The organism is Corynebacterium sp., from assembly GCF_030152825.1.
GTDB lineage: Bacteria > Actinomycetota > Actinomycetes > Mycobacteriales > Mycobacteriaceae > Corynebacterium.
Genome location: NZ_JASLIP010000041.1, coordinates 1 through 15,148, shown reverse-complemented (window position 1 = coordinate 15,148; position 15,148 = coordinate 1). Strand labels below are relative to the sequence as shown.

Sequence of the window (15,148 nt, the reverse complement as noted above, 5' to 3'; positions counted from 1 at the left end):
TCTAATCTATTTCGATCCGATAGTTGTACTTTTATTCTCTTCTTTTTAGGACGTCAGTTCCCGCCTCCCCGGGCCACCGTCAGCTAGGCCTTCCGGAACACCAGAACCAGGTTGGATACCGCGAACTCCCGCAGCAGTGGAACCCGAACCATCCACCATGCCCACCAGGGGTGATAGCGCGGGAACGCCGCCACCAACTCCGCGCCGCCTGCGGCGGCAACCCGCTGGCCGTATCGCAGACCATCGGCCGCGGAGACGTTGAACAGCGACTCGCCCCAGCGGTTCTTTGGCGGCTTGCCCATCTTCTTCTCGTAGCGCTGGGCCGCGAACTCCCCGCCCACGTAGTGCTCCCACAATCCGGTCTCGTGGCCGCCGAAGGGGCCGAGCCACACCGTATAGCTGTAGATCATCACCCCGCCCGGCTTGGTGACCCGCAGCATCTCATCGGCCATCACCCAGGGCTCCGGCACGTGCTCGGCGACATTGGAGGAATAGGTGATGTCGAAGGCCTCGTCGATAAACGGCAGCTCCATCCCGGAGCCCCGCACCGAGGAGACCAGGGTGATGCCCGCGGCCGCCATCTCGCCCACGTCCGGTTCGCAGGTCACGTACTCCGCGCTCGCTTCGCCGAAGGCGACACCGAAGTAACCAGGCCCGCCACCGACGTCCAAAATCTTGGAGCCAGCGAGTTCCCGTCCTGTCGCGCCGCGCCACAGGGCCTCGATGAGCCCCACCGTGTCCTCGGCGAGGTGACCATAGAAGATATCGGGACGAGTCTGCTCGTAGCGGAAATCCGAAAGCAGGCCCACGGCGCGCTGCAAGCTCGCTTTCGGGCGCCAAAAGCGCAGGGTTGAATTGCCTGCGGGGGCGGTGAGGGCAGTGCTGACGCGGCGGAAAAATCGCCGGGCGGGGTGCGCGGAAGTCATGGAAGGAATTGTGACATAACCAGAAGTGCTTGGGGGTGAATCCGGGTAGGGTGTGATGCATAATGAGTCGTTTCCTGAAAGTAATCTTGCTGTGCTGGCGCGACACCAACCACCCGGAGGGCGGTGGTTCGGAGCGCTACCTCGAACAGGTGGGGCAGTACCTCGCCTCCCAAGGTCACGAGGTGATTTACCGCACCGCTTACTACCCGGGAGCGAAGAAAACCGAGCACGTTCAGCGCGGCGGCTACTGGCTCAAGTTCTCCCGCGCCGGGGGAAACTTGAGCGTCTACCCCCGCGCGCTGCTGGCGCTGCTGGCGGCCCGGCTCGGCCTGCGGGTCGGCGCAATCGGCAAGATGGGAACCCCGGACGTGGTCGTCGATACCCAAAACGGTGTGCCCTTCTTCGCCTCCCTCGTCGCCGGCGCCCCCACCGTGGTGCTCACCCACCACTGCCACCGCGAGCAGTGGTCCGTCGCGGGCCCGGTGCTCTCCCGGATCGGCTGGCTCGTGGAATCCAAGATCTCCCCGCTGATCCACCGCCGCAACCGCTGGGTCACGGTCTCGCAACCCTCGGCAGAGGAGTTCGCCGAGCTGGGCGTGCCTGCAGAGAATTTCACGATCATCCGCAACGGCATCGAACCGGTGCCCGAGGCCGCGCGCGGGCACAGCGCCCAGGAGGGGGAGGATAAGCCCGTCTACCTGGTCGCGCTCTCCCGACTGGTGCCGCACAAGCAGATCGAGCACGCCCTCGACTGCCTCGCCGCCCTGCAGCGGAGCCACCCCAACCTGCGCCTGGACGTCATTGGCGATGGCTGGTGGTCGGAGAACCTGCGCCGATACGCCCAGGAGCTGGGGGTGGACGGCAAGGTGGTCTTCCACGGCTACGTCAGCGAGGAGCTCAAGCACCGCATCCTGCAGCGCGCCAGGATCCACGTCATGCCCTCCCGCAAGGAAGGCTGGGGGCTCGCGGTCATCGAGGCGGCCCAGCACGGGGTGCCCACCGTGGGCTACGAGTCCTCCGCGGGCCTGCGGGACTCCATCGTCGACGAGGAGACCGGCCTGCTGGCCACCTCCCCGGGCGGGCTGATCAACGCCGTCGAACACTTGTTGGACGACCCCGCCCTCTGCCGGCGCATGGGGCAGGCCGCCGAGCTGCGGGCAGCCCAGTACTCCTGGGAAAACACCGGCCGGGCCTGGGAGGAGCTGCTGCAGCAGGTGGCGACGCTCCGGGAAACCGAGTGGCAGGGCTAGCCGGACACTTCGGCAATCAGGGCGCGTCGGCGCGCGTCTCGCCGCGCCTGGTTTAGCGACCATAAGCCCGCGCCCAGCGCGGCCAGCTGGGTGATCCAGTACAAGGCCATGCCCGCCACCGCGGGCGTGGAGGGCTGTCTAGCGTCAGCCCCGTCTGGCTGCGGGATGCGGTAGAGCTGCATGCCCTCGACCTCCTCCACCGTCGGGTACTCGGCGAGCAGCTCGTCGAGCTGCTGGTAGTCCTCCTCGTTGTCACGCATCAGCGGCCGGTCGGCGATCACCCAGCCCACGCCGCTGGCCGCCAGCGTGTCCCGGCCCGCCATCGCGTCCTCGATCAGTCGGATCGTGTCCTGGTCCCCGTCGACGAGCTTGCCGTCGACGATGAGGAACTGCGGGTCCAGCGGCTGGCCAGGCAGCGTCTTCAGTGCCGGGGTGAGGGTCGGCTCGCCGTCCTCACGCAGGCGATAGTTGCCCGGCGGGAAGAGCAGGATCTTGCTCCGCGGCACACCGGAGATCGTCTCCGAGAAGCTCGCCCACGCCGGGGAGATGCGCTGCGGCGCGGTGGGGGAGACGTCCGCGGGATAACCCGGCACTGTCGCGATCACCAGCGCGCCGACTGCCAGGGGGACTACCCCGCCGAGCAGCCGCGTGCCGTCGGGGGAGAGTTCCGTGCTGGCGGATACCGCGCGCTGCCGCAGCCGCTGCATGCCTACCGCCAGCAGCAGGATCAGGCCAGGCAGGGCCAGCCCCACGAGCTTGTGGGTATCGCGGAATAACGCCACCCCTGGCACGTGCGCCACTAGGAAACGCATCAGCGGCAGCCCCACGGGGGTTGCGAGCAGCAGGGGAACCGCGAAGGCCGCAGTGGTAAGCACCGCAACGCCGCGGTACACCCGCCACAGCTCCGCGATGCCCCAGGCCGCGAAAATGAAGAGCGCGAGCCCAGCCAGCGCGCCGAGCAGGCCGCGGGAGGGCGGGATCGCGCCGGCATTCCAGATGCCACCCAGCCCCAGCACCGAGACCACCGTGCCGAGCGGGCCGTCCGGCCCCACCGCGAACGCTTCCGCGCCGTTGGCGGTGGACCGAGAAGGCGTGCCATTGAGCAGGGTCACCAGCAGCCAGGGGGCAGCTAACGCGAGGCTGGTGAGGAACACCAGGGCGCGGGAACGCACCGTCGGGCTAAACACCAGGGCGACGATCGCGCCCAGCACGAGCCCCGCCGGGGTCAGCCCCGCGAGGCTAATCAGCAGCACCTGTGGGCTCTGGAATCCCGTCGCCGCACAGTAGGCGATCGCGGGCAGCAGCATCACCGCCAGCGCCAGCGACCACTGCCCCTGCAATAGCCGCTCGATGACGTACGGGTTCCACACCACGAACAGGCCGCACACCAGCTGGGCGGCACGGTGGGCGCCCGCCATGTCGCGGGCCATCTTCACTGCGCCGAGAATCCCGCAGGCTGCCGCGATCAGGACGAAAGCCGCCGCCAACGTGGTCGCGGGGATGGTGGGGGAGAAGACCGCGAGGATCGCGTCCTGCGGCAGTGCCCGCGGCGAATAATCCCCCTTGCCGAGCACCAGGTCATTGGCGCTGAGGTGGAAGGGCACCATCATGTCGCGGAGCATGAAAGCCCGGTCCCGCGACGGGATGAGACCCCACCAAAAGGGCCACAGCGTGCTGGCCGTGACCGCGAGGATAAACAGCCCCAAACCCCACGCCGGAACGCGCGGGATGGACTGGCCAGATTCACCTATGGCCAGTTCCCGCGTCGGCGTGGAATCGAAGGAAAAGCTCACAATACAAGTTTAAGCCCGCCCCGTCGCTGCGAAAGCAGAAACGGAAAGCGGGCTTAAAACGTCAGGCGCCTAGATTTCGGCCTAGCTCTTACGCGGTGCGCGCTGCAGCCACAGGCCGACAAAGAGCAGGAATAGACCCAGCAGGCCAGCGATGATCGGAACCGTGGTTCCCATCGTCTTGATGGTGCTCAGGCCCTCCTTAGCGGTCACCATCTGGGCTTCCTTGGACTTCTCGTCCCACTGCGCCGGCAGGTACATCGCGGTGCGCTTCGGGTTGGCCAGCTCGCGCTCCCGGTTCTCCGGCTTCGCGATCTCCTTGGCCTCCTCATCGTCCTGAGCGTAGAACATCCAGATCTCTTCGCCACCGTTGACGATCACGCCGGTCTCCGGCTCGATGCTGATCTTGCGGTTAACGGTGTAGTAGCGCTGCATCTCGACGTCCGGGCCAGCCTCGGACTTCTCGTCCTTGTCCTTGTCCTCACCCTTCTTCGGGTTGCGGATCTCGTCGTCCTTCAGTCCCCAGACCTTCGCCGGGAAGGTCAGCTTCAGGGAAGTGAGCACGCCCTCCTCCGCAGCGGTCAGGGAGCCATCGGACTCGAGGTACTTCTTCTGTGCGTCGTACAGCGGGGTCGGGTCGACCGTCTGCTCGAAGGTGTAGATCTTTTCGCCACCCTGCTCGCCTTCATCGACGAAGTCGATTGGGTTGGTGGTGAGGGTCTGGGCGTCGAAGTACGGGTAGGACTTCCGGTCAGCACCCATCGGGAACTGGTACTGCAGGCCCTTACGCACGAACTCTGGCGGGGTGTAGCCCTCCGCGTCCTTGCCCTTCGGCGGAGCCAGGTTCAGGGAAGAGATCGGGTCGGTCACCGGCATCTGGGTCTTGCGGTCCAGGGTGACGCGGTCGATGGTGGCGGAGAGCAGGTTATCCGGCTCGCTCTTATCCGTCCGGAAGACGGTCTGGCCAGCCTCCAGGGTGACTCGCTTCTTATCGCTCGGCTCCTGGGCGGTGGTGAACTTCTGGGTCTGGATTTCGACGTCGTTCCAGATGAAGCACGAGACTTCCTTGTTGTCCCCCTTGCACTCTGGGCGGTTCTTGTTATCCCCCACCGGCTTGTCCTTCGCCAGCGCTCCCGAGTCGAGCAGGCGAGCCTCGACCGGCTCGGTGCTCGTCGTCGACACGACGTCCAGTGGCAGAACCTTGCCCTTAGGGACGACGTAAGTCGGAAGGGCGATCGCGAAGACCAGCAGCGCTGCTCCCAAAACGATCGAGATTAGGGAGATGGTTTTTCTCATATGGCAATTCCGTTCAGTGTCCTTGAGGCCTCTCTGCCCAGAGATCCCTCTTACAACAACGTGTTCGCCATACTTTAACCAAAAATGAAAGTATGTAAGGGGAAAGAAACAAAAAATTCTCTGGTTTTATCGCTATCGGCCGACTTCAGCCCTAAAGCGCTCGTCGGCTGCCTAAAATGAACGGCCAGGAACCCGCCCGCCACGGTGACTTTGATCCACTGGCGCGCCCATGACTGCACCGAGGAGGGTGAGTATGCGCTCTGCGTCCGCGTCGTCGTCCAGCGTAACCTCCGGGGCTGCCACGACGTCGCCGCCGGGAACCGCGGCACCGTCGGGAACCGCCTCAACTCCGACGACGGCCCACCCCAAGACCCCCTTCCTGCCCTCCCTGGAGGGGCTCCGCGCGATCGCGTGCTCGGGGATCATCATCACCCACGTGGCTTTCCAGACCGGCACGGACACCGGCTCGCTAATCAACCAGATCATGGCGCGCACGGACTTCTTCGTCCCCGTGTTCTTCGCCCTCTCCGGCTTCCTGTTGTGGCGCCGCCAACACGTGCAATTCCGCAACCGGCGGGGCGTGGCCAGCTACTACGTCAAGCGCCTGGGGCGCATCATGCCAGCGGCCTGGGTGATGATGCTCTTCGTCTTCCTCTTCCTACCGGTCGCCGATAACCCCTCAGCCAAGCAGATCGTGGAGAACCTGCTCATGGCGCAGGTCTACTTCGCCGATGGCCTGGTCGGTGGCATGACGCACCTGTGGTCACTGTCCGTGGAGCTGACCTTCTATCTGGTGCTCCCGCTGATCGCCCTGCTGATTGGGAAGCAGCCCCGCTGGCGCCGGGTGCTCGTCATCGCCGCGCTCGGGCTGGTCAGCTACTACTGGGCCTTCCTGCCGCCCTTCACCGGGGAGCTGGAGCCGGGTCGGGTGAACCCGCACACGATGCCCCCGGCGTTCGCGGCCTGGTTCGCGATCGGTTTTCTCTCTGCGGAAGCGGAAGCCTGGGTGCTGGGAAACCCGGAGCGCAGCCGCCGGTTGGTGGGGGCGCTATACCGGCTGCGACCACTGTTCTGGCTGATCGCACTGGCGGCGCTGGTGGTCGCGGCCTTGGACGGCCCGCAGGGGCTGGTGCAGGCCACCCCGGCCGAGTTCGCGCGCCGCACGATCTACGGCACGGTCTTCGCGGCGGCTCTGATTACCCCCTACACCCTGGCGCCGCGCTCGGCATTGCTGGAGTCCGCACCCATGCAGGCGCTGGGGCGCTGGTCCTATGCGATCTTCCTCTGGCACATCGCGATCCTCTCGGTGGTCTTCCCGCTGCTGGGGATCCCGATGTTTAGCGGCAATCACGTCCACACGGTCATCGTGATGATCGCGACCTTCGTCCTGACCGTGCCGGTCGCCGCGCTGAGCTACGCCTTGGTGGAGGAACCCGCCCGGGTGGGGATCAACAAGATGTGGGCGAAGTACACGGCGAGCACAACCGCCAGCAGCGCCAGCTGAACCACCCAAAAGTCCCCGGCGTAGTGGCGGCTGGTCCACGGGCCCTGCGCCGCGAGCACGGCTGCCAGGAATGCGCCCAAGCCGGCGACGATGCGCAGCACGCCCCCGGTCGGCAGGGATCGAAGGATTGGGCGCTGCTCGGCCCTGCGTTGGAGGCCAGGCCGGGCGAAGGCCAGCTGCAGCAAGGCCAATACCACCGCGAGCACCAGGCCCGGGACGCCGGCCAGTAGGAATGCCAGGGCAGCGGTGGCGAGCAGCGCTGCCCCGCGCTGGACCCGGTTGAGCGGGGTGGCGCTGTGACCTGTGGCGCCAGCCTCGGTCTGAACCGCGTGGGCGGGCTCATCGGATACCTCGACCGCCGTGGTGGCCTCCCCCGAGTGCGCCGCAGAACCAAGCGCTGCTGGGACGCCCGCCCGGGTTTCCAGCCGGCGGCCGCGCCGCTCCGCCAACACCCAGGCCAGCACGACCGCGAGAGCCAGCACCAGGCCCGCAGCCAACCACGCCTGGTACAGGCCGGTGGCCGCGAAGCTGAGCGCGATCGTGCCGCTCACACCTGCGGGAACCACCCAGCCCTGCTGCCAGCCGCTGATAACCATCGGGTGCAGGCGAATCTCGCGGGAGCCCTCGGGATCCTCCACGTGCAGGGTGGCCACCCGGCCCGGGTTGGCGTTGGAAGGTAGGAACACCACCCGCTGCTCCGAGGAATGCCCCAGGTGGAAGCGGTCGTTACCGCCCGAGCCCCCGCCCTGGGAGACCACCGGCAGAGCATCGGCCGCGGGCGCCTCGGAAACCGCCTCCGCGTACAGCGGTTCAGCCACGGAGAGAGCAGCCCAGCGTGCCGTCGTGGCCAGGCGGTGACGTCCTTCCGAAAGGGAGAGCTTCTCCCCGCAGCGGTAATCCTCCCCGTCGACGGTGACCACCGCAGACTCCGCGCGCGACGCCGAATCCTCGCAGCCGGCGGTGTAGAGCACCAGCTCCTGGCCCGCGAGGTGCTCCGGCACCGTGAACTCCCGCAGCATGGAGTGCTCGGGGATCTCCTGGCCGAAGACGAAGCGGTTGAGGTAACGGGCTGAGGAACCTTCCAGCGCCGGGACGGTCGGCACACGCCGGGGAGTCACATCCTTGGCAGCCCCTCTGCCGTCCGTGGCGAAGACCTCGACCTCCGAGAATCCCACGTCCGAAAAGCTGCCCAGCAGCTGGAGGCGCACCCGATCGCCGCTGCCGCCCGGGATCGCGATGCGCGTGGCCTCGCCGGCCTTGACCGTCACCGTTGTACTGCCCAGCGGGCTATCCCCGGCATCGCTGCGGAAGCTCTCCGCATGGATGCGCGCGTCCGAGCCCTGGGTGAGCAGGGAGACGCTGAGGCCCCGGTGTGGCTCGTCCAGCTCCAGTTCCAGGTACTGGCCGATCGCGCGACCCGGGCTGGGGTACCAGGCAGTATCCGGGTCGCCGTCCACCGCGGCGGTGAGCGAACGGCGGGTATCGGCCCCGCCGAAGCCCGTGGGGTCGGCCGCGGTGCTGCTCGCCCGGACCGTGCCCCCGGTGGCGCGCACCTCAGTCAGCGGATGTTCGTCGTGGTTTGCCGCATCCGCGCCCTCCGCCACGCTGCTCAGCGGGTAGTCCCGCACCGGGTTGAGCACCCGGGTCGAATCCTTAGGGGATCGGATCTCGGAATCCGCGTTGGTCACGTTGCCGTAGTTGTGATCGCGCCGGGCGGGCGTGTCGGTGAGGGTCTGTGGGCCGCGGTCGGCGAAGGCATCCGCGCCCGTGCCGCTGCCAGCGAGCTGCTGGTGGAGCGCCCGCACGCGCGGAGCATCGGTGCGGCCCAGGGCGCGGTCGGCAGCATCCAGCCGGGGGAGAGCCTCGGGGCCTGCATAGACGATCTCCACCTGCTCGGCGTCGATCTCCCGCAGCCCACCGGCCGGTTGGGGTGCACCCCCGCCAGCCTGCTCGGGAGTAACGGCGAAGACGCGCACCTCGGGGGCCTTCTCGTCCCCGAAGGCCGCGACCTCGCGGAAGCCACCCGAGCGCCGCAGCGTGCGCAGCACCGAATGAGCCCCCGGGGTATCCGCGGCCACCGTCAGATCCGTGCGCACCAGCACGTGACCCACGCCCTGGGAACGCAGGGTCGCGGCCAGGGCGGGCAGCGGTTGCCCGGAGTGAACCTCGCGCTGAATGCCGTCCAGCCCGCGGATGGCATCCGGCTGCACGAGTGGCACGGAGTCGCGCACCACCCACGGCACATCCAGCAGCGGCTGGGCGGGCTCGTCGCGAGTATTACCCCAGGTTTGACGGCCGAAACGCGCCTGCGGCAGCAGCATCACGCGACCGTCTTCCAGCTGGTTGCTGTGCTCATTCAGCCAGTCCGCGGCCTCCCGCCAGTACTGCGGCACCTCGCGGAAACCATCGGCCGGGGCGACCCGGCCGGACCAGCCGGGGGCGGTGGCCAGCACGGTCAGAAGCACGGCGGCGAACACCTTCACCACGTGCGGGTTCTTCTCCGGGTGGCGCCACTGCTGCATGCCTGCCCGGTCCCGGCCAGGGACCCGCACGTGTGCCAGTGCGTGGGCCACGCCCACCATCAGTGGCAGCCGCACCAGGACGTCGAACTTGTGCAGGTTGCGCAGTGCGGCACCAGCGCCGTCGAGGAAGGAACGCGCCCCGCCGGAGAGCAGGGAGAAGGGATCGACCGCGACTCCGAGCGCAGCCAGCCCCACGCCCAGCATGCTCAGCCATACCCCGGCGGCGGGAAGATCGCGCCGGGCAAGCCCCCACAGGCCGAGCAGTGCCACCGCAAGGGTGGTCAGGATGAAGACCGGCTCGCTGACCAGGGCAGCACCAGCTACGCGCTCGGAGGAGAGGAAAGGGACCCAGCTGGTCGTGCCCCGCAGGTTCTCCAGCAGGTTCAGCCAGCGGGTGGTCAGCGAACTGGACTCGATGTAGTCCGTGAAGGGTGGGGAGTAGCGGCCCAGGATCAGCAGCGGGCCGACCCACCAGAAGCAGACCGCCAGCCCAGCGGGCACCCACCAGCGGCTGAAGTAGGCCACCTGCCCCCGGGAATCGCGGCGCAGCCAGGCGGCGAGCCAGAAGATCACCGCCGGCAGGATAGCCACGGCGGTGGCCACGGCGTTGACCGCGCCCATGCACAGGGCCGCCATCGCGCTGCGCAGCGCGGCCCGGCGCAACAGAACCTTCTCCTCGGCGCTCAGGGCACGGTCAGCGGAGTCCGAGGTGGCATCACCGCCGGCACCAGCCCGCGGCCGCAGCACGTCGACGAGCGGCAGCAGCACCCACGGCGCCAGCGCGCACACCCAGGCCTCGGAAGAGATCGCCCCCAAGGTGGTGAGCACCCGCGGCGAGAGGGCGAAGAGCACACCTGCAAGCATGCGGGAGAAGTTGTTCCCGACCGGCAGCTTCTCCAGCAGCCGGACCATCCCCGCGAAGGCCAGGAACAGCAGTAGCGCCCACCACAGGCGCTGGGTGACCCAGGCGGGCAGCCAGGAAAAGAGCGCAAAAAACAGGCCGTGCGGGAAGAGGTACCCGTAGGCCTGGTTCTGTAGCTGCCCCAGCGGGAAAACCTCAGTCCACGGCTGGAGCGCTTGCGAAAGAAAGCCCCAGGGGTTCTGAATCAGGTCGAGCTTCGTATCAGCGACCGATAGCCCAGGGGCTTGGAGAAAGGCGAAGGCCAGCCACCCGATGGCGCACAACAGCCACGCGCGGCTGCGCATGCTCGAGTGGACGGGGGCCTTCACCTAGCGGATAGCGTGCAGCGTTGAGCTAGCTCTCGACGCGGCCGCCGTACTGCACGGCACCCAGGAACGCGCTGTCCTGATCGACGGCGACAGCCTCTGCGGAAGGCAGGCTCGTGTTATCGGCGGCAGCGCCGGCGCCAAAAGCGACGAGGCCACCGAGGATGGCGCCCGAAACGATAGCGGCGATGGCCGGGCCGGCGGTGCGGCGTGGTGCGGAGTCGTTCTCGAATGGCATGGGAATCCTTAAATTGCTTCGTCGTGGTGCCCCACCTTCCCAACCGGAGAGGAGTGGCGCTGGGTGTTGTGGACTTATGTAGTGGTGAACCCCAAGTCCTTAATCGTCCTCGGCTGCCGGGACGATAAGCACTGGCCGACCAGCATTCTTCACGATGCTGTCGGAGACGCTGGACTGCAGGATGGACTTCCACCCGCTGAGCGTCCGGGAACCAGTGACGATGATGTCTACATCGAGCTCTTCTGCAGCGTCGACGATGGCGCTCCAGATGGCTGTTTCAGATTCTACCAAAAAGGGTTCGGTGGCAAAGCCGTTTTTGCGAGCAAACTCCACACCCTCGCGGCAGATGGCCACAGCCTCGGTATATGCGGGGTCCTCGTTCTCGTTTTCCTCCGGCGAATCCACAGACCAATCGTGCTGCATCATCCCGCTCATCCCCGCGGCGCGGGCGGCCTGGCGGTGGATGGGCTCCCACACGGTGAGGATGTAGGCATTGTTAGCGGACAAGAAGCGCCCGGCGTATTCGATGGCCGCCTTGGCCTGCTCGCCGCCGTCGTAGGCAATGAGGACGGTATCGCCCTTCAGGCTGCCGGTGCTGCCTTCCTGCGCCTCTGGCTGTGGGGCGGGGGCGGATGCATCCTGGGCGGTCTGGGCGGGATCAGTCACGGTGTGCCTTCCTCGTTTCGGGGTTGCCGGCTTCATGCGAGCACTTGTTGCTCTCCTCCCCAGGTTAGTACGTTGGAATGATGACTTCCCGTCTTTCCTTTCTTCCCCGTTCCCGCAGTAGGACGGCGCGTCCCGCCGCCGCTGCTGTCCTGGTCGCTGGCCTAAGCCTGGCTGCCGGCTGCTCTTCCGGGGAGGAGGACGCCGCTCCCACTCCCGCCTCGTCTTCCTCCATGACGACGACGCCCCCGGCCAGCGCCCCAGAGACCACGCGGCCGGCACCACAGGTGCCGGCCGAGGAACTCGCACCGAAACTCCTCGCGGTCGGGGTGACGGACTTCGAGAGCGCGCGGGCGGCCGTGGACGCCGGGGTGCGGCACCTCTTCTTCGGCACCGGCTCGGACTTCAGCATGCTCAACGGGCAGGGTGACCCCGAGTGGAGCATCGCCGCGTTGCAGCGCCGAGCGGGGGAGCCGCTGCGGGTATCCGTCGACGAGGAGGGCGGGATGGTCCAGCGGCTCTCCGAGCTGATCGGCGCCCTGCCCGCGCCACGGGACATGGCCCGCACCATGACCCCTGAGCAGGTGCGGGGCATGATGGCGGAGCACGGCCGGAAGATGGCCGAGCTGGGATTCACCGTGGACTTCGCCCCCTCCATCGACCTGGCTGGCGGCGAGAATATCGAGGACAACGCGATCGGCTCGCGTTCCTTTGGCTCCGACCCGCAGGTCGTGACCCGCTATGCCCGCGCCTACGTGGAAGGCCTCCTGGATGCCGGCATCACCCCGGTGCTCAAGCACTTCCCTGGTCATGGCCATGCCAGCGGAGATTCCCACACCGGTGAGGTCTTCGTCCCACCGGTGGAGCAGCTCAAGCAGGCTGACCTGAAGCCCTTCGCCGAGCTGCTGGAGATCCCGGGGGTCGAGGTGATGATGGGGCACGTCCAGGCGCCGGGCCTGAACCCCGACGAGCCGGCCTCCGTCAGCCCAGCCACCTATGGGCTGCTCCGCAAGGGCTGGGAGGGCTTCGGTGGCTACCAGGGCGTCGTCTACACCGACGACCTCACCGGGATGCGCGCGATCACCGACCGCTACCCAGGCACAGAGGCTGTCGTCGCGGCACTATCCGCGGGAGCGGACCAGGGGCTGACAGCGGCCGGTGCCTTCGAGCTTCCCGAGCTCATTAGCTCGGTCACCGAGGCCATCCGCAACGGGGAAATCGCGCCCGAACAAGCCCAGCGCAGCTCCGAACGGCTCGCCTCTCCCGCGAAAGAAACGGAAAACTAAGCCCGTCGGTAGCCTGAACTCCCAGCGGTACTGCAGAAGCTAAAGACCTGAGAAAGTTCCTAGAAACGCTGGTCGGCCTATAGACTGTGCCTTATTGCTGGGTGCGGGCATCTTCACACGCTAGATGGAGCCGCGCCCTGCCTTTTCAGGAACCGAACTAGGAAGGTGCGCCGTCATGGCGGCAGCTGCGAAAAAGAAGACTGTAAAGCCGCGCCACAAGCGCCGCCGCTGGCCCCTGTTTGCCTGGGGACTCCTTGTTCTCCTCGGCCTCGGCGGGGTCCTCTACGGAGTGGACTACGCCATGAGTGAGGGCAAGGTGCCCCGTGGCGTGACCGTGGGCGGGGTGGACATCGGCGGGCTGCCGAAGGACCAGGCGGAACAGCGCCTCGTCAATAACCTCGGCGACGTCGTGCGCCAGCCGGTCACCGTCAACGCGGGCAACATGTCCAGCATCGTCGACCCGCGCGACTCCGGCCTGCAGGTCGACTGGTCCAAGACCGTGGATCAGGCGGGGCAGCAGCCGCTGAACCCGATCACCCGCATCCGCAGCTTCTTCCAGACCCGCGAGGTTGGCATCGTCTCCCAGTTCCACGAGGGACCACTCGCGACGACGCTGCGCCGCGTGACCGATGAGCTCACCCGCGAGCCAGAGAACGCGCACGTCTCCATCACGGAGAAGGGCAAGCCGAAGGTCGTCGCCGATAAGCCGGGGCAGACCGTCAACCGAGACCTGGTCGACGCGCGGGTCCGGGAACACTGGCTGAACACGGACCGCACCGTGCACGTCGACGCGGACGTCGTGGAGTCCAACATCCCGAAGTCCGCGGCGGAAGAGATGGTGGAGAAGGTCATCAAGCCGGCCACCAGCAGCGACGTCGTCTTCAAGGGACGGGACCACGTGGACGGTACCCTGCGGGCGGAGGACATGGTGCACGTCATCAGCTTCAACGAGAAACCAGGCAAGGAACCGGGCGAGGGCACCTTCGAGCCGGTGTACTCCACCGAGGCGGCGAAGAAGATCCTGCAGCCGCAGCTCGCGGAGACCGAGGTGGAATTCCGCAACGCGGGCTTCAACTTCAAGGGCCACGACATTGAGGTCATCCCTCACCAGGACGGGGTGAAGATCGAGTGGGACAAGACCCTGGGCGACCTGAGCAAGAAGGTGCTGGACAAGAAGCACCGCGAGCACAAGGTCTTCTACGAGGACAAAAAGGCCGAGTACACGACCGAGGAAGCCGAGAAGGCACACTTCGACGACGTGGTTGGCACCTTCACCACCCACGGCTTCAGCGCCTCCTCCGGCGTGAATATCCGCCGCGTCGCGGAGATGGTCGACGGGGCTATCGTCCTGCCGGGTGAGACCTTCAGCCTGAACGGCCACACCGGCCCACGCGGCAAGGAGCAGGGCTTCGTGGAGTCCGGCATCATCATTGACGGCCAGGCCGGCGAGGCCGTGGGTGGCGGCATTTCCCAGTTCGCCACCACGCTGTACAACGCCTCCTACTTCGCGGGCATGGAGGATGTGGCCCACACGCCGCACTCCTACTACATCTCCCGCTACCCGGCGGGCCGCGAGGCTACGGTCTTCGAGGGCGCGATTGACCTGCAGTTCAAGAACCCGTTCGACACCCCGGTACTGATCGAGGCATCGGCGGGCTCGGATAGCGTGACCGTGCGGATGCGCGGCGTGAAGCAGGTTGAGGTGGATTCCATCGCGGGCTCCCGCACCAACCCCACGAAGCCGGAGGTCCGCAAGGGCAAGGGCGATAAGTGCATCCCGTCGGGTGGCGCGCCAGGCTTCACGGTCACGGACACCCGCGTGATTAAGGACCTGCGCGGCAAGGAGATCAAGCGCGAGACGCAGACCACGGTCTACGATCCGCAGCCGATCGTGCGCTGCAGCTAGCAGCGGAAAAGTGATGGGCGCCCCGGGGTGGGGGCGCCCATTTTTTATTGCACGGTTAGGTTCGCCGTTGTGCGAGGGGCAGGCCTTAGGAGTAATTGGCCTCGTGGGGCGGATGACCACTGGCGATGGATACGCGGTTGAAGGCGTTGATCGTGATGATCGCCCACTCCAGGGCAGTGAATTGCTCCTCACTCAGGGTCCGTAGTGCCCGGTTCTGGATGTCCACCAGCCCCGGGCCGCTGATCGTTCCGGTGGTCCTGTGGCCGATGGTCAACGCCTCGGCGAGCTCGAGGGCGATGCGTTCTTCCTCGGTGTAGATTTCGGCGTCCTGCCAGCTGGGCAGGAGGTCGAGTTTGAGCTCGGATACGCCCGCGCGCCGGGCGGCGGGGACGTGCACGCTCAGGCAGGCGGGGCAACCGTTGAGCTGGGAGACGCGCACGTTGACCAGCTCGGTGAGTGCGCGGCTGAGGCCCGCTGCGCGTTCTGCACGTCGGACGTGGCGGGTCACGCCCGCGAGTGCCTTATAAGTCTCGGGGTGGG

At 67.0% G+C, this 15,148-nt stretch carries 11 protein-coding genes; 4 read left to right on the top strand and 7 right to left on the bottom strand.

Features of this window, described 5'->3' with window-relative positions; all coding sequences use genetic code 11:
* Positions 1–83: 83 nt before the first annotated feature.
* The gene (locus tag Q1V78_RS04835; protein ID WP_300612226.1) at positions 84–926 is read right to left on the bottom strand and encodes a bifunctional 2-polyprenyl-6-hydroxyphenol methylase/3-demethylubiquinol 3-O-methyltransferase UbiG; all 843 of its coding nucleotides are present in this window, start codon (positions 924–926) and stop codon (positions 84–86) included.
* Positions 927–988: 62 nt separating this feature from the next.
* Between Q1V78_RS04835 and Q1V78_RS04830 the strand changes: the two genes are divergently transcribed.
* The gene (locus Q1V78_RS04830; protein WP_300612224.1) at positions 989–2,176 is read left to right on the top strand and encodes a glycosyltransferase family 4 protein; all 1,188 of its coding nucleotides are present in this window, start codon (positions 989–991) and stop codon (positions 2,174–2,176) included.
* On the opposite strand, the gene Q1V78_RS04825 is transcribed toward Q1V78_RS04830, so the two are convergent.
* Both Q1V78_RS04825 and Q1V78_RS04820 read right to left on the bottom strand, forming a co-directional pair.
* Positions 2,173–3,969 (bottom strand): hypothetical protein, encoded by a 1,797-nt coding sequence (locus Q1V78_RS04825; RefSeq protein WP_300612222.1) that lies wholly within the window; start codon positions 3,967–3,969, stop codon positions 2,173–2,175. The two genes, Q1V78_RS04830 and Q1V78_RS04825, sit on opposite strands and share 4 nt — an antisense overlap.
* Before the next feature lie 81 nt (positions 3,970–4,050).
* Positions 4,051–5,262: a DUF3068 domain-containing protein gene (locus Q1V78_RS04820; protein WP_300612220.1), complete on the bottom strand. Its 1,212-nt coding sequence runs from the start codon at positions 5,260–5,262 to the stop codon at positions 4,051–4,053.
* 253 nt (positions 5,263–5,515) lie between these two features.
* On the opposite strand from Q1V78_RS04820, the gene Q1V78_RS04815 reads away from it, so the two are divergent.
* On the top strand, positions 5,516–6,766 hold the full coding sequence (locus Q1V78_RS04815) for an acyltransferase (RefSeq protein WP_300612218.1): 1,251 nt from the start codon (positions 5,516–5,518) through the stop codon (positions 6,764–6,766).
* Here Q1V78_RS04815 and Q1V78_RS04810 read toward each other — a convergent pair.
* The 3 genes from Q1V78_RS04810 to Q1V78_RS04800 all read right to left on the bottom strand — a co-directional run bounded on the left by Q1V78_RS04810 (position 6,676) and on the right by Q1V78_RS04800 (position 11,455).
* Positions 6,676–10,494, bottom strand: coding sequence for a DUF3367 domain-containing protein (locus Q1V78_RS04810; protein WP_300612216.1), 3,819 nt, complete (start codon positions 10,492–10,494; stop codon positions 6,676–6,678). The two genes, Q1V78_RS04815 and Q1V78_RS04810, sit on opposite strands and share 91 nt — an antisense overlap.
* Positions 10,495–10,543: 49 nt before the next feature.
* Positions 10,544–10,753 (bottom strand): DUF2613 domain-containing protein, encoded by a 210-nt coding sequence (locus Q1V78_RS04805; protein ID WP_012359452.1) that lies wholly within the window; start codon positions 10,751–10,753, stop codon positions 10,544–10,546.
* Between the two features lie 99 nt (positions 10,754–10,852).
* Entirely contained in the window at positions 10,853–11,455 is a 603-nt protein-coding gene (locus tag Q1V78_RS04800) for a universal stress protein (RefSeq protein ID WP_300612214.1), read from the bottom strand.
* A 44-nt stretch (positions 11,456–11,499) separates the two neighbouring features.
* On the opposite strand from Q1V78_RS04800, the gene Q1V78_RS04795 reads away from it, so the two are divergent.
* Positions 11,500–12,702, top strand: coding sequence for a glycoside hydrolase family 3 N-terminal domain-containing protein (locus Q1V78_RS04795; protein WP_300612212.1), 1,203 nt, complete (start codon positions 11,500–11,502; stop codon positions 12,700–12,702).
* 175 nt (positions 12,703–12,877) lie between these two features.
* Entirely contained in the window at positions 12,878–14,608 is a 1,731-nt protein-coding gene (locus Q1V78_RS04790; RefSeq protein ID WP_300612210.1) for a VanW family protein, read from the top strand.
* Between the two features lie 85 nt (positions 14,609–14,693).
* Here Q1V78_RS04790 and Q1V78_RS04785 read toward each other — a convergent pair.
* A partial coding sequence (locus Q1V78_RS04785) for a carboxymuconolactone decarboxylase family protein (protein WP_300612208.1) occupies positions 14,694–15,148 on the bottom strand: 455 nt, incomplete at its 5' end.

Bases quoted from the DNA above. Each gene is read 5' to 3' on its own strand.
- Q1V78_RS04835 (WP_300612226.1), bottom strand. From the start codon at position 926: ATGACTTCCGCGCACCCCGCCCGGCGATTTTTCCGCCGCGTCAGCACT.
- Q1V78_RS04830 (WP_300612224.1), top strand. From the start codon at position 989: ATGAGTCGTTTCCTGAAAGTAATCTTGCTGTGCTGGCGCGACACCAAC.
- Q1V78_RS04820 (WP_300612220.1), bottom strand. From the start codon at position 5,262: ATGAGAAAAACCATCTCCCTAATCTCGATCGTTTTGGGAGCAGCGCTG.
- Q1V78_RS04815 (WP_300612218.1), top strand. From the start codon at position 5,516: ATGCGCTCTGCGTCCGCGTCGTCGTCCAGCGTAACCTCCGGGGCTGCC.
- Q1V78_RS04810 (WP_300612216.1), bottom strand. From the start codon at position 10,494: ATGCGCAGCCGCGCGTGGCTGTTGTGCGCCATCGGGTGGCTGGCCTTC.
- Q1V78_RS04805 (WP_012359452.1), bottom strand. From the start codon at position 10,753: ATGCCATTCGAGAACGACTCCGCACCACGCCGCACCGCCGGCCCGGCC.
- Q1V78_RS04800 (WP_300612214.1), bottom strand. From the start codon at position 11,455: ATGAAGCCGGCAACCCCGAAACGAGGAAGGCACACCGTGACTGATCCC.
- Q1V78_RS04795 (WP_300612212.1), top strand. From the start codon at position 11,500: ATGACTTCCCGTCTTTCCTTTCTTCCCCGTTCCCGCAGTAGGACGGCG.
- Q1V78_RS04790 (WP_300612210.1), top strand. From the start codon at position 12,878: ATGGCGGCAGCTGCGAAAAAGAAGACTGTAAAGCCGCGCCACAAGCGC.